This is a genomic window from Ochrobactrum teleogrylli, assembly GCF_037482325.1.
Taxonomy (GTDB): domain Bacteria; phylum Pseudomonadota; class Alphaproteobacteria; order Rhizobiales; family Rhizobiaceae; genus Brucella; species Brucella teleogrylli.
Map to the genome: position 1 here is coordinate 94,672 of NZ_JBBHKQ010000001.1, position 14,373 is coordinate 109,044.

The window sequence follows — 14,373 nt, forward strand, 5'->3', positions numbered from 1 at the left end:
TTTCGAACTGGCTTCCGTTGTCATGATTCAATCACTGAAATGTCCTAAACGCGCATTGGGATGCGACATGGATTTCGCGTAAAGACGACACGCCAAAATGTCGCTTTTGCGGCAGGCAGTCAGGACAGCAAATATGCGTGACAGCTGACATGCAAAGCATTTCCGGGATTGCCAACAGGCCGAAAAGATAGTTACCACACGAACCAGACAGAAACTGTTTCATTCCATGGGAGGCCCAGAGGTCATGAAGCGCTCAGAAATCAATGATATTATCCGCGAAAGCGATGCGTTTATCCGCTCATTCGGCTATGTCATGCCGCCCTTTGCCTACTGGACCCCGGAAGAGCTGAAGCAGCGAACCGGCAGCGATGCCGCAGCCATCCGCGATGCGCGTCTGGGCTGGGATATTACGGATTACGGTCAAGGCAAGTTCAAGGACCTAGGCCTTTTCCTGTTTACGACACGCAACGGCAATGCCGATGACCTGAAGCGCGGCGGCGGCATGCTTTATGCCGAAAAGATCATGATCTCGCGCGAGAACCAGCTGTCGCCGATGCATCGCCATGTGGTGAAGGCTGAAGATATCATCAATCGCGGTGGCGGCACGCTGGTGCTGGAACTGTTCAATTCGCTGCCGGACGGCAGTGTGGATGAGCATTCCGATGTTACGGTCGCGACCGACGGCCGTCTTGTGACGCAGAAGGCGGGCGCGCATCTGAAACTGTCGCCCGGTGAAAGCGTGACGCTTCTGCCCGGCAACTGGCATGCTTTCTGGGGCGAGGGCGGCGACGTGCTGATTGGTGAAGTTTCGACTGTCAATGACGACCTCACCGATAATATTTTCCGCGAGCCGATTGGCCGCTTTTCGAATATTGAAGAAAACGAAAAGCCGCTGCATCTGCTGGTCTCTGACTACGACAAGTGGCTCTAAGCCAAACTGAAGGACTGAACATATGAAGCTGGCGATGATCGGAACGGGCTATGTGGGTCTGGTTTCGGGCGTGTGTTTTGCCGAATTCGGCTTCCACGTCACCTGCGTCGACAAGAACCCGTCGATCATCCAACGCCTTGAGGCGGGCAAGGTAACGATCTTTGAGCCGGGCCTCGATGAACTTCTGACCCGCAACATCCGTGACGAACGGCTGGATTTCAGCACCGATCTTGCGACAAGCGTGGCCGATGCCGATGTAATCTTCATCGCTGTCGGCACGCCGTCGCGGCGCGGCGACGGCGAGGCGGACCTGCAATATATCGAGGCAGCGGCGGATGAAATCGCGGCAGCGATGAAGCCCGACGCCGTTGTTGTCATCAAGTCCACAGTCGTCGTCGGCACCAATGCGCGTATCCGCGACCGTATTGCCGCAGCACGCCCCGGTGTGCCTTTCTCCATGGTTTCCAATCCGGAATTCCTGCGCGAAGGCTCGGCCATCGAGGATTTCATGCGGCCCGACCGCGTTGTGGTGGGCGTTGAGGACGAGCGTGGCAAGGCTGCGATGCAGCGCCTCTATCGCCCGCTTTATCTGCGCGAGACGCCGATGGTCGTCACCTCGCTCGAAAATGCCGAGATCATCAAGTATGCCGCCAATGCGTTTCTGGCCATGAAGGTCACCTTCATCAATCAGGTGGCGGATTTGTGCGAGAAGACCGGCGGCAATGTGCAGGAAGTTGCACGCGCCATCGGCATGGATAACCGCATCGGCTCCAAATTCCTCCATGCGGGACCGGGCTTCGGCGGCTCATGCTTTCCGAAGGATACGCGTGCTTTTGCCGCCACCGGCAAACGTTACGACGCGCCGCAATCGCTGATCGAGGAAGTGATTTCCATCAACGAAACGCGCAAGCAGTCGATGGCGGAGCGGATCGTTTCCGCAGCGAAGGAAAGCGGCGCTGCGACGGTTGCGGTTCTGGGCATCGCGTTCAAGCCGAATACCGACGATATTCGCGAATCTCCGGCCCTGGATATCGTGACCGCGATCCAGAAGGCGGGCATTTCGGTGCGCGCGCATGACCCCGAGGCGATGGATGCCGCCAAGGCCGTTCTGCCGGATGTGATCTGGTGCAACTCGGCCTATGAGGCAGCGGAAGGGGCTGGCGTGGTGGCGCTTCTGACAGAATGGAACGCCTATCGGGCGCTGGACCTGAAGCGCGTCGCAAAAGCGATGGCTGGCAACGTGCTGATCGATTTGCGCAATGTCTATAAGGCGGAAGACATCGCCGATACTGGCCTCGACTACCGTTCGGTAGGGCGCCAGCTGAAAAGCTGATCTCGGGGCGAGTTAATCGCTCGCCACGATCCGCTTCTTTTCATTGGCGATAAGCCAGAGATTGCGGACATAGACCAGCAGGCCGAAACCCTGGCCAGCAATGAAGACCGGGTCTTTGCGCTGGACCGCATAGATCAGCAGCAATGCGCCGCCGAACAGCGAGAAAAACCAGAACGCCACTGGCATGACACTGCGTTTGGCTTTTTCGGAAGCCAGCCATTGCACCACGAAACGCATGGTAAAACAGGCCTGTGCTACGAAGCCGAGCACGATCCAGCCATCCCACTGCGCGATGAAGACTTCGTGCAGCCACTGCGACAGGCTGTTGAAAATATCAGTCATGGGTAATCTCCGTCACGCGCGGCACGACCTTGCGGCGCTTGCGCAGCCACCAGACGCCGTAAAGATCGAGTATGCCACGCAGTCCGCGATCAAGGATGCCGTAATTGGATTTGCCATGGCGGCGTTCGCGGTCAACCACATCCACATGCACGACATCGAAACCTTCGCGCAGCGCCAGCGACGGCAGATAGCGATGCCAGCCGTCGAAGAACGGCAACTGACGGAACAGGTGGGTATGCAGCGCCTTGAGGCCGCAACCGGAGTCGCGCGTCTTGTCCTTCAGGATCGCGCCACGCAGATTATTGGCGAAGCGGGACGACATTTGCTTCAGTTTGGTATCGGTGCGCTTCAGACGCTGGCCAGCGGCAATGCCATAGCCTTCGCCCGCCTCAACCAGCGCATCGACCAGAACCGGCAGATAGGCCGGGTCGTTCTGGCCGTCGCCATCCATCGTCACCACAATCTTGCCGCGCGCGGCAAAAACACCGGAACGCACCGCAGCACTCTGGCCGGATGAACGGTCATGGCGCAGATGGCGCAGCGGCTTGCCCGCATGGATGCGCCGGGCGATGACGTCGCTGGTCGAATCCGTCGAGCCGTCATCGACGACAATCACTTCATAGGCGCGGCCCTGCATCGCGGAATCCACCTCATCCAGCAGAAAGGCGAGATTGTCCGCCTCATTGCGGCAGGGGATGACCACAGAAATTGTCGGTGTTTCCACGCAGAGTGTTCCTTCGTTCCTTGCGCTATTCTTCAAGCGCAGGCTCCCCTTTTGCTGTTCGGAGCCCCGATATCGCGCAAGCCGCGCTAGTTTTTTGATCAGCATCGGCTTTTCCCGAAACCGATAATCACTTTCGGGGCCGATGCTCTAGCACTGAATACCCGGCGAAGCCAAGATGCTTCAAGAAATCGTGAGCCGAGCTCGATACAGAAGATAATAGCCGCTTTTTAACTGGACATGGTTGAAGACGGAAGGGTCTCCGCCAGCCAATCCAGAAATTTCTGTGTTACGTCGTCCCGGTTGATCTCATTCAGGCTTTCGTGGCGGGTGTCGGGCAGGATCGTGCAGGTGACCCGCGTGAATCCCATACGCCGCATCCGCTCCGCCAGTCGCGCGACGGCAGCGCCTTTGGCAGTAGCGGGGTCTTCGCTGCCGCCGACCAGATGAAAGGGCAGGCTGCGCGGGATGTTGCCGAAGGTGCGATCATCCGCGCCGCGTGCGGTCATGTGCACGAGATCGAGCCACAGCGATACAGTCGCATCGAAGCCGCAGAGCGGGTCGGCGACATAGGCATCGACCTCCGCCGGGTCGCGTGACAGCCAGTCGAAGGGCGTGCGATGGCCGGGGATGGAGCGGCCCCATGCACGAAAGGTCAGCTTCGGTAGCAGGCTGCTCGGAACATCCGACCCTTTCAGCATGCGCTCCATATAAAGAAGCGCGGCAGCGGCTTTGGCTTCAAGGCCGCCGTCGAAATTGGCATTCCAGATCGCAGCGGCATCCACCGTGTCGGCATGGTCCAGCACATAGTTCAGCGCGATCAGGCCGCCCATCGAATGGCCGAACAGCACCACCGGCAATCCGGGGTGCTCGAGATGAATATGGCGGTTCAGCGCCAGAACATCCTTGATCGCCACATCATGGCCTTGCTTTTGTGAAAACATTCCTCTCGGTGCATGGGTTCCGATATTCACGCCGTGTCCACGGTGGTCGTGCGCATAAACGTGATAGCCAGCCTGTGCCAGCGCGTCTGCGAACCGCCGATAGCGCACGGAATGTTCCGCAAGCCCGTGGCAGATTTGAACGACCGCGCGTGGTGCGTCGGCAAGCGCGTTTCGAAACGGCAGTTGCGCCGCGTCGGACAAGGAGAGGTGGTGGACGGTTTCAAACGACATTTCACCATCTGATTTTATGCCGCGCAAATAGTCAATTCCCCGGTTGGGCACGATATTAAAAGAGGCATGACAACGTTGTATGAGGGAATTTTAGGCAAAAGCTTTTTTTGTGCAAATTCTGCTTGAAATGCGGGAAAAGCTGGGCAAATCTAGCTTCAACGGGGAAATACAGGGGCTTTGACGGTTATAAAAGGCGTCATTTAGAGAAATTCAAGCCATCATTTGCAGGCCGTCCGATGAAAGGGAGGAAACTTTCGCGGACGGTGGCCAGAGGGGAAACCGGGTGACGGAAATATCCGCGCCCGGTTTCATTCTTTTAAGCTCAATTTTTGAAGCGTGTGCTGCCGGGGGCCATGCCTCAATCGGCATATTTGTTTTGCGTGATGGCGTTTGCGTCCGCTCACTATTTGGCCTACATACGCGTCAGCAATTTCCGCGCGGCTCGGCTTCGTTTGGACCGCCCGCGCTTTCCAACCAGTGGAGACGACGCGCTTTATGGCACGCCAATTCATCTATCATATGTCCGGGCTGAACAAGGCCTACGGCGCCAAGAAGGTTATCGAAAACCTTCACCTGTCATTCTATCCCGATGCGAAGATCGGTATTCTCGGCCCCAACGGTGCCGGTAAGTCGACCATCCTCAAGATCATGGCCGGTCTCGACAAGGAATATACCGGCGAAGCCTGGCTCGCAGACGGCGCCACTTGCGGCTATCTCGCGCAGGAACCGCATCTCGATCCAGACAAGACCGTCCTCGGCAATGTGATGGAAGGTGTGGCTGCGAAGACAGCCATTCTCGACCGTTACAACGAGTTGATGATGAACTATTCTGATGAAACCGCCGACGAAGGTGCGGCGCTTCAGGATATCATCGACAGCCAGAACCTCTGGGATCTGGAAAGCCAGGTTGAAATGGCGATGGAAGCGCTGCGCTGCCCGCCAGCCGACGCCGATGTCACCAAGCTTTCGGGTGGTGAACGTCGCCGTGTTGCGCTTTGCAAGCTGCTGCTGTCGAAGCCTGACTTGCTGCTGCTCGACGAACCGACCAACCACCTTGACGCTGAAACCACCGCATGGCTGGAAAAGCATCTGCGCGAATATCAGGGCGCTGTCCTGCTCATCACGCATGATCGCTACTTCCTCGACAATGTAACCGGCTGGATTCTCGAACTCGATCGCGGTCGCGGCATTCCTTACGAAGGCAATTACTCGGCTTATCTCGAAGCCAAGGCCAAGCGTATGATTCAGGAAGGACGTGAAGAAGATTCGCGCCAGAAAGCGCTTGAGCGCGAACGCCAGTGGATTGCGGCAAGCCCGAAAGCTCGACAGGCCAAATCGAAAGCCCGTATCAAGGCTTATGATCAGCTGGTCGAAGCTGCGGAAAACCAGCGTCCGGGCGATGCCCAGATTCTGATCCCGGCAGGCGAGCGTCTCGGTCAGGTGGTTATTGAAGCGGAAGGTCTGACAAAGTCGTTTGGCGATCGCATGCTGATCGAAAACCTGACCTTCAAGCTGCCTCCCGGTGGCATTGTTGGTGTTATCGGCCCGAACGGTGCCGGTAAGTCGACGCTGTTCAAGATGATCACCGGTCAGGAAAAGCCGGATTCCGGTTCGATCCGCATCGGCGACACGGTTCATCTCGGTTACGTCGATCAGAGCCGCGATCACCTCGATCCGAACAAGAATGTCTGGGAAGAAATTTCCGGCGGCAACGACATCATCAAGCTCGGCAAGTTTGAAATGAACTCGCGCGCTTATTGCGGCGCGTTCAACTTCAAGGGTGGCGATCAGCAGGCCAAGGTCGGCAATCTGTCTGGTGGTCAGCGCAACCGCGTGCATCTTGCCAAGATGCTGCAGGCAGGCGGCAACGTTCTGCTGCTCGACGAACCGACCAACGATCTTGATACGGAAACGCTGGCAGCGCTCGAAGACGCGCTCGAAAAATATGCTGGCTGCGCTGTTATCATCTCCCACGATCGTATGTTCCTCGATCGTCTGGCGACGCATATTCTCGCTTTCGAAGGCGACAGCCATGTCGAATGGTTCGAAGGCAATTTCGAGGATTATGAAGCGGATAAGGTCCGTCGTCTCGGACCGGAAAGCGTCAACCCGAAGCGGGTGACGTATAAGCCGCTGACAAGGTAATGATTTTAAGGCCGGTGCATCGCACCGGCCTTTTCATTTGATGAAAGGAAAGACGATGAAAGACTGGTCCGCAAAACAGTATCTGAAATTCGAAGATGAACGCAGCCGCCCGGCGCGCGATCTTCTGGCGCAGATACCTCTGGCAACACCGCGCAAGGTGGTGGATATCGGCTGCGGACCCGGCAATTCAACCGAGCTTCTGGTCGAGCGCTGGCCGGATGCGCAGATTTCGGGCTTCGACACCTCGCCGGATATGATCGACAAGGCGAAGGCGCGTTTGCCGGATGTCGAGTTCTTCATCAGCGATGCCGCCAGTTTCGAGCCGGACGCCGAAACGGACGTGCTGTTCTCCAATGCCGTCTTTCAATGGCTGCCAGACCATATCGAGCAATTGCAGCGGCTTTTGTCCTTGATGCAACCCGGCGCATTTCTGGCGATCCAGATGCCCGACAATATGGGCGAGCAAACCCATATCGGGATGCGCGACGTTGCCAAGACTGCGCCTTTTGCAGCCAAGATCGGCACGACGGGCAGGGGGCCTTTGCCGCCGGTCGCGACTTATTACGACGCTTTCGCTGGCGATGCGGCGCGGATCGATATCTGGCACACGATCTATAATCACCCGCTGGCGGGCGTGGATGCCATCGTGGAGTGGGTCAAGGGCACGGGTCTCAGGCCATTCCTCGACCCGCTGGATGCGGACGAGCAGGCGGCCTATCTTGCAGCCTATAAGGAGCGCATCACCCCGCACTATCCGACGACTCGCGACGGCAAGGTGCTGCTTCGATTCCCGCGTATTTTCATGCTTGTGGAGAAGCGATAATCATGCCGAACCCGGCCACTACACGGGGATGTGATTGACGCTCGCCGGGGCAGCGGTCGGGCGCATTTATGATTTTTCCAATTATTTCAAAGAACTGCGGTGGATGATGGCGGGCGGACTGCCATCGTCCGCCTTGCTATTGGTTACAAGTCAATAGATTGCATGCAAATGATTTTGCTCCTATGGTCTGATCGCATTCTGGAACCGATGCTAATTTAGTAAGTTAGCAGGCATCCTTATAACGCTGCGCTTCATCCAAAATTTTCGCTGTCGTTCGATGTGGGTAACAGAATCCGCTTTTGGGAGTTTTCAACATGAGCAATGCAAATACGCATGTCGATGCTAATGGCGAGTTCGAAGCGGCGCATGACGCCCACGATACACGCCGTCGCGTCTATGCGATTGTGGCCAGCGCCTCGGGCAATCTGGTCGAATGGTATGATTTCTATGTTTATTCGTTTGGTGCGCTTTACTTCGCGTCGCAGTTTTTCCCCGCTGAGGATCAGACCAGTCAGCTTTTGAATGCGGCTGCGATTTTCGCAGCAGGCTTTCTGATGCGTCCGATTGGCGGCTGGTTATTCGGTCGTATCGCCGACAAGCTGGGTCGCCGCACATCGATGCTCATTTCCGTCACCATGATGTGCTTCGGCTCGTTTGCCATCGCCATCCTGCCGACCTATGCATCGATTGGCGTGTTGGCGCCGGTGCTGTTGCTGATCGTGCGTCTGTTGCAGGGCCTTTCGGTCGGTGGCGAATATGGCACCACGGCAACCTATATGAGTGAAGTGGCGCTTGCAGGCCGTCGCGGCTTCTTCTCGTCGTTTCAATATGTCACGCTGATCGGTGGCCAGCTTCTGGCCGTGCTGGTGATCGTGCTTCTCCAGTTCTTGCTGACGTCTGAACAGCTTCACGCCTGGGGCTGGCGCATCCCGTTTGCAATTGGTGGTCTCGCGGCCATCGTGGCGCTCTTTTTGCGCCGCACGCTGCATGAAACCACCACGGAAGAAACCCGCAACAGCAAGGCTGCCGGCAGCTTCGCCACCATCTGGAAGCATCATCGCAAGGCGTTTCTGGTTGTTGTCGGCTTCACGGCAGGCGGTTCGCTCGCCTTCTATACGTTCACAACCTATATGCAGAAATATCTGGTCAATACGGCCGGCATGAGCAAGGAAACCGCCAGCGAAACCATGACCTTCGTGCTGCTGGCCTATATGCTCATGCAGCCGCTATTCGGCGCCTTGTCCGACAAGCTCGGCCGCAAGACCATGATGATCGGCTTTGGCGGCATCTCGATCTTGACCACGATCCCGTTGATGACATTGATTGGCTCGGTGCAGAGCTCGACCATGGCTTTCATCTATATCGTGATCGCGCTGGCCGTGGTGAGCATGTACACCTCCATCAGCGGCATCGTGAAAGCCGAGCTTTTCCCGGCGGAAGTGCGCGCCCTTGGCGTCGGTTTTTCCTACGCCATCGCCAATGCGATCTTTGGCGGCACGGCGGAATATGTCGCGCTGTGGTTCAAACAGCAGGGCATGGAAAGCGGCTTCTTCTGGTACGTGACCATCATGATGGTCATCGTGTTTGCGGTCAGCATCTTCATGCCGAACCCGCGTAAGCACGGTTATTTGCAGGGGCATGGGTCCGTCGATTAAACGGGCCGAGGTTCTCTAGGATCAAGACGCCGCCTCCGGGCGGCGTTTTTACATCTCCACGGCTTCGTCGTCTTCCGGCGACAGAAGCCGTGTCGCGCGCCATTCCGTCAGCTTTGAGTTGATCGCGTCCAGCACAAAGAAGCGTGCGGAATCCTTGTCATATCCGTCATCGCGCAGCGTATCATAATCCGTATGGGCGTGGCGCACATGCGCCACGGTGGCAAGCCAGACCGCCGTGGACGGCGGCAGCGTCTTCATATGCGGGGCGAGAGCCGCCGCTCTGATCGGTTCCGAATCCGAATAGGGAACTGCCGGAAGCAGCAATGTGAGCGATTTGGCTATTGCCTTTTGACGCGTTGTGCCCGCACGCATGGCGCTTTCCTTTCCGCATTCGCTGTGAACGAATCCCCAGCTCCCTTTCATTCTGCCATGAAAAGCACTTGCATAGGAATGCCTTTCCATATAAACATATCTTTATATGTTTTTGAGCGCAGCCAAGGTTGTGCCGCAACGGAAGAGCTGAGGACATGGCCGGTTTGCAATTGCAACTCGATCAGATGGTGGATGTGTTGAAGGCGGTGGCAGAGCCAAGCCGTCTGCGCATTCTGGCGCTTCTGGCGCGGGGCGACCTGACAGTTTCCGATCTGACGACAATTCTCGGCCAGTCGCAGCCGCGTGTATCGCGCCATCTCAAGCTGTTGGGCGAAGCCGATCTCATCGACCGCTATCAGGAAGGGGCATGGGCCTATTTCCGGCTGGCGGATAATGCGATCAGCGGCGATCTGGCGCGTGGCTTGCTGGCGCGCCTCGACCGCTCTGATGCGCTGGTCGAGCGCGATCAGGAGCGGCTTTCGCAGGTCAAATCCAGCCGTCAGGAAAAAGCTGCGGCCTATTTCAGCGCCAATGCTGGCAGCTGGGGCGAAATCCGCAAGCTGCATGTTTCCGAGAATGCGGTCGAAACCGCCCTCAAGAAGATCGTCGGCGAAAAGCCGTTTCAGGCCATGCTCGATGTCGGGACCGGCACCGGGCGCCTGCTGGAGCTTTTCGCGCCGCTTTATGCGCGCGGTCTCGGCATCGATATCAATCGCGACATGCTGGCGGTGGCACGCGCCAATCTCGATCTTGCCGCCATCGGCAATGCTCAGGTGCGCCAGGGCGATGTTTATGCCCTGCCGGTCGAACGCGAAAGCTTCGATCTGGTGACGATCCATCAGGTGCTGCACTTTCTGGACGATCCGCTTTCGGCAATCCGTGAAGGCGCGCGTGCACTGCGCCCGGACGGTCGCTTGCTGATTGTCGATTTTGCGCCGCATACGCTCGAATTCCTGCGCGAAGACCACGCGCATTTGCGCCTTGGCTTCAGCGACGAGCAGATGCTGAGCTGGATGAAGGAAGCGGGCCTTGAGCCTGAAAAGACGCTGGAATTAAGCCCGAAAGGCGCAAGCGGCGATGAGGGGCTGACCGTCAAGCTTTGGCTTGCACGTGATCCGCGTCTTCTCATTGCCGATCCGGCAACGAATGAATCAAGCATGACGGAGACAGTGTGATGGGTTTTTATGGTCTTTCCCGCCGACCGGATGTCGGCCAGACCACCCGGGTATCGTTCGAATTCTTTCCGCCCAAATCGGAAGAAATGGAACAGCGCCTTTGGGAAACGGTCACACGGCTGGCACCGCTGCAACCGGAATTCGTCTCCGTGACCTATGGCGCGGGTGGTTCCACCCGTGAGCGAACGATACGGACGGTGGCGCGTATCCTGAAAGAAACCGACATCAAACCTGCGGCGCATCTGACCTGTGTGGATGCAACACGTGAGGAAGTCGACCGCGTGGTGCGCGAGTTCGCCGATCTTGGCGTGAACCGCTTCGTGGCCCTGCGCGGTGATCCGGCAGCGGGGATTGGTGAAAAATATGTGCCGACAACCGGTGGTTATCTGAACGGTGCCGATCTGGTCGGCGGCCTGCGTCAGATTGCGGATTTCGACATTTCGGTTTCCGCCTATCCGGAAAAGCATCCGGAAAGCCCGGATTTCGCGACCGATATCGACATGCTGAAGCGCAAGGTCGATGCTGGCGCCACCCGCGCCATCACGCAGTTCTTCTTCGAGAACGATCTTTATGAGCGTTATGTCGAGCGCGTGCGCCGGGCGGGGATTTATATCCCGATCGTTCCGGGTGTTCTGCCGGTGCATAATTTCAAGCAGGTCAAGAATTTCTGCGCCCGTTCCGCGACGCATATTCCGGCCTGGCTGGCAGAGCGTTTCGACGGGCTGGAAAACGACCCGCAGACGCATCAGCTCGTGGCTGCGGCCATCGCCGCCGAACAGGTCATGGATCTGATCGAGCGCGGTGTGCAGGACTTCCATTTCTATACGATGAACCGTGCCGATCTGCCCTATGCGATCTGCCATATGATTGGCATTCGCCCGAAGACGGAAGCGGCACTGGAGCCTGCCTGAGAATAAAGAAAGCCCGCCGAAATGGCGGGCTTTCTGTTTCCTGCGAGACCGGTCTATCCTCGAAACCTGTATCGCCGTAATGGTCTGATGCGTCGCTCTCTACGGTATGACGCCTGCTATCAACGCTGCAACAAATGCAAATGCTGCACAGATCATGAGGACATTCAAAGATCGTGTCAGTCCCATCGGTCTGTCTCCTTCATATGCGCCAGACAAGCGTCCGGTGCGCGCTGGTAGAGACTGGAATCTAAGCGCAAAAAGCCGAGAACAAAAGAAGATTTCGTGCTGCAACCTGGCGTGATTGGAAAAAAAACCTTCTGTTTACCACCTAAGTTATTGAAATTTTTGACCTGAAAAATCTGTTCACATTTCATGAAAAAGACACAGAACTGACAGGATCTACAGGGAAATAGCCACAATTCCCACAATCCGCTCCTACAATGCGCCTATGCGAAATCCCGCTTTTTATCAGCGGATCAAAGCCAGATAGGCGGAGAGTGTTACCACCGAAATTACCGTCGAATAGAGAATGACGTTGGAGGTGATGGCCGCCTCGCGCCGGTAATGTTCGGCGAGCATGAAAGGGCCGGTGCCCGTCGGCAAGGCGGCGAGAAGGGCGGCACTTTCCGCCATCAGCGGCGGCAATCCGAAGACATAGACCGCGAGCAGCCATGTGGCGAGCGGCTGGACGATCAGCTTGATCGACACGAGGAATGCGATGGCGTTGACGCTTTCGCGTTCGACCTTGCGCGATTGCGCGAGGAACAGGCCAAGCGCCACGAGCGCGCAGGGCGATGCTGCGCCGCCGAGCATTTTCAGGAAAGTTTCGGCGGGGGCGGGGATCGTCAGCCCGAGGAAAGAAAATATCGCGCCAAGCGCCGGTGCAAAAAGCAGCGGATTGCGGATAAGCGAACGGACGACTTTCCAGACGAGATGAAACGGCTTCTTCTCGGTTTGCAGGCCGATCTCGATCAGCACGATTGCAAAGGCGAAAGTCACGCAAACGGTGATGATGATGGAAATGGTGGTTGCGGCCAGAACGCCGGAACCGAAAGCGATCATCGACAGCGGAATGCCCATATAGCCGGTATTGGGATAGGCGGCATTGAGGCCGTCCAGCGCGGTGTCGGCAAGCGGCAGCTTTCCGCGCAGCCGCACCAGAAAGGGCAGGACGAAGGCGACGGCGCTGCTCAAGAGGAAGACGGCGATGAAGCCCGGTTGCCAGAGTTCGCTGCCATGGGTGTTGGCCATGATGTCGAACAGCAGCGCAGGCAGCGCCAGATAAACCACGAAGCGGTTCAGCTCTGCTATGGCGTGCGGTCCCAGTATTTTCAGCTTGAACGCCCCCCAGCCGGAAAAAATCAGCGCAAATACGGGCAGGACGACGATCAGGGTGGTGAGCATGAGGCAGGCATTCGCGGTCAGGGTGTCGGAAAGGAAAAGGCGCGGGGATTAGCCCGCGCCCTCATTGTGTGACTCAGAGCTTGTCCAGCAGCTCCTGGGTTGGCCAGGAATCGGCCGGCATGCCAAGCCGCATCTGTTCGGCGCGCACGGCATCGCGGGTCAGGAGACCGTAAACGCCGTCGATCTTCGCGCCCATATCATAGCCGCGCGCCTGAAGCTTGGTTTGCAGCTCCTTCATCTGGTCCTGCGTCAGACCCGGAATTGGATTGCCGGGATCGAATGCAGGCGCACCCGCGAGGCGCGTCGCAAAATAGGCGGCGGTCGTGGCGTAGACGATGGATTTGTTCCATTCGACGAAGACGTCGAAATTCGCATAGGACAGGAAGGCCGGGCCCTTGCGGCCCAGCGGCAGCAGCAGCGAAGCATCGCCGTCATCCGGCCCAAGCGGACCCTTCAGGCCGGTCACTCCCTGCGCGGCCCACCAGGAGTGCGGCTTGCGGTTGGTGCGGATGGCTTCTTCCCAAGGCAAATCCTTGGTGATGCGCACTTCTTCCAGCCACGGCTGGCCGCGTTTCCAGCCAAGTTCCGAAATCATGCGACCGGCGGTCATCATGGCGTCGGGAACGCTGTTCTTCAGATCGACCTTGCCGTCACCGTCGCCATCGACGCCGCGCTCCAGATAATCCTTGGGCAGAAGCTGCATCATGCCGATTTCGCCAGCCCATGCGCCGGTCGTGCTCGCATCGACAACGCCCGTGTCGAACAGCTTGAGCAGCGCGATCAGCTGCGGACGGAAAAGGTCCGGGCGGCGGCAGTCGTAGGAAAGGGTAACAAGCGCATTCAGCGTGTCGAAATCGCCCTGAATCGCGCCGTAGTCGGTTTCAAGGCCCCAGAAGGCAGCGAGAACGGGACCCGGCACGCCATAGGTGTCTTCGACTTTCTTGAAGACATCGGCATATTTGACCAGATTTTCCTGGCCTTTTTTCAGGCGCGCTTCGGAGATGAGGCGCTTGGAAAATTCGGTGAAGGTCAGGTTGAAGACGGTCTGCTTGCGGTCCCGGTCGAGCACCTTCTGTTCAAGCGAGGCCTTGTGCAGCTCGCTGATACCCTTGTCGCCGACGCCAGCTTCACGTGCTTCCTTGGCCAGATTTTCGACCCACTGGCCGAGATCGGTTTCGCATTCGGGCTTGGGCATGTTCACGGCAGTTTCAGCCGGAGCCGCAGGTGCCGGAGACGCACTGGCGGTCTGCGCATGCGACACAGCGGTCGAAGCGAGCAGGGCGGCTGTCATGATGGAAGCAACAAACTTCATCGGTAACTCACACTATTTTGCAGGGCACAGGCTTGCCCTTCCGGGAATTGTTAAAGCTATTGCCCCAACAAGAC

Annotated in this window: 13 protein-coding genes; 7 read left to right on the forward strand and 6 right to left on the reverse strand. The window is 57.6% G+C overall.

Annotated features, from left to right (window positions below; translation table 11 throughout):
* The first annotated feature begins 244 nt into the window (after window positions 1-244).
* Both WIX40_RS00525 and WIX40_RS00530 read left to right on the forward strand, forming a co-directional pair.
* Window positions 245-931 carry a D-lyxose/D-mannose family sugar isomerase gene (locus WIX40_RS00525; RefSeq protein ID WP_109369439.1) on the forward strand — a complete coding sequence of 229 codons (687 nt, stop codon included), beginning with the start codon at window positions 245-247 and terminating at the stop codon, window positions 929-931.
* A 22-nt stretch (window positions 932-953) separates the two neighbouring features.
* Window positions 954-2,264, forward strand: coding sequence for a UDP-glucose dehydrogenase family protein (locus WIX40_RS00530; RefSeq protein ID WP_339437946.1), 1,311 nt, complete (start codon window positions 954-956; stop codon window positions 2,262-2,264).
* Window positions 2,265-2,276: 12 nt separating this feature from the next.
* Here WIX40_RS00530 and WIX40_RS00535 read toward each other — a convergent pair whose 3' ends face one another.
* The 3 genes from WIX40_RS00535 to WIX40_RS00545 all read right to left on the reverse strand — a co-directional run bounded on the left by WIX40_RS00535 (window position 2,277) and on the right by WIX40_RS00545 (window position 4,502).
* On the reverse strand, window positions 2,277-2,606 hold the full coding sequence (locus tag WIX40_RS00535) for a lipid-A-disaccharide synthase N-terminal domain-containing protein (protein ID WP_339437948.1): 330 nt from the start codon (window positions 2,604-2,606) through the stop codon (window positions 2,277-2,279).
* On the reverse strand, window positions 2,599-3,330 hold the full coding sequence (locus tag WIX40_RS00540; RefSeq protein WP_339437950.1) for a glycosyltransferase family 2 protein: 732 nt from the start codon (window positions 3,328-3,330) through the stop codon (window positions 2,599-2,601). The genes WIX40_RS00535 and WIX40_RS00540 overlap by 8 nt, the downstream gene beginning before the upstream one ends.
* Window positions 3,331-3,557: 227 nt before the next feature.
* Window positions 3,558-4,502 carry an alpha/beta fold hydrolase gene (locus WIX40_RS00545; RefSeq protein WP_339437952.1) on the reverse strand — a complete coding sequence of 315 codons (945 nt, stop codon included), beginning with the start codon at window positions 4,500-4,502 and terminating at the stop codon, window positions 3,558-3,560.
* 495 nt (window positions 4,503-4,997) lie between these two features.
* On the opposite strand from WIX40_RS00545, the gene ettA reads away from it, so the two are divergent.
* The 3 genes from ettA to WIX40_RS00560 all read left to right on the forward strand — a co-directional run bounded on the left by ettA (window position 4,998) and on the right by WIX40_RS00560 (window position 9,125).
* Window positions 4,998-6,647 (forward strand): energy-dependent translational throttle protein EttA, encoded by a 1,650-nt coding sequence (ettA, locus tag WIX40_RS00550; RefSeq protein WP_121536424.1) that lies wholly within the window; start codon window positions 4,998-5,000, stop codon window positions 6,645-6,647.
* A gap of 55 nt (window positions 6,648-6,702) precedes the next feature.
* Complete coding sequence (gene tam / locus WIX40_RS00555; RefSeq protein WP_339437954.1) at window positions 6,703-7,470, forward strand: trans-aconitate 2-methyltransferase; 768 nt, start codon at window positions 6,703-6,705, stop codon at window positions 7,468-7,470.
* Between the two features lie 314 nt (window positions 7,471-7,784).
* Window positions 7,785-9,125, forward strand: coding sequence for an MFS family transporter (locus tag WIX40_RS00560; protein ID WP_109369432.1), 1,341 nt, complete (start codon window positions 7,785-7,787; stop codon window positions 9,123-9,125).
* Between the two features lie 48 nt (window positions 9,126-9,173).
* On the opposite strand, the gene WIX40_RS00565 is transcribed toward WIX40_RS00560, so the two are convergent.
* Window positions 9,174-9,497, reverse strand: a complete 324-nt coding sequence (locus WIX40_RS00565) for a DUF2293 domain-containing protein (protein ID WP_109369431.1) — start codon at window positions 9,495-9,497, stop codon at window positions 9,174-9,176.
* 155 nt (window positions 9,498-9,652) lie between these two features.
* Between WIX40_RS00565 and WIX40_RS00570 the strand changes: the two genes are divergently transcribed.
* Window positions 9,653-10,672, forward strand: coding sequence for an ArsR/SmtB family transcription factor (locus tag WIX40_RS00570; RefSeq protein ID WP_109369430.1), 1,020 nt, complete (start codon window positions 9,653-9,655; stop codon window positions 10,670-10,672).
* Window positions 10,672-11,583 (forward strand): methylenetetrahydrofolate reductase [NAD(P)H], encoded by a 912-nt coding sequence (gene metF, locus WIX40_RS00575; protein WP_339437957.1) that lies wholly within the window; start codon window positions 10,672-10,674, stop codon window positions 11,581-11,583. The genes WIX40_RS00570 and metF overlap by 1 nt, the downstream gene beginning before the upstream one ends.
* 468 nt (window positions 11,584-12,051) lie before the next feature.
* Here metF and WIX40_RS00580 read toward each other — a convergent pair whose 3' ends face one another.
* Window positions 12,052-12,987 carry an AEC family transporter gene (locus WIX40_RS00580; RefSeq protein WP_140024188.1) on the reverse strand — a complete coding sequence of 312 codons (936 nt, stop codon included), beginning with the start codon at window positions 12,985-12,987 and terminating at the stop codon, window positions 12,052-12,054.
* Window positions 12,988-13,060: 73 nt separating this feature from the next.
* A complete protein-coding gene (locus WIX40_RS00585) occupies window positions 13,061-14,299 on the reverse strand; it encodes a lytic murein transglycosylase (RefSeq protein ID WP_109369427.1) in 1,239 nt (412 codons plus the stop codon).
* Between the last annotated feature and the right edge of the window lie 74 nt (window positions 14,300-14,373).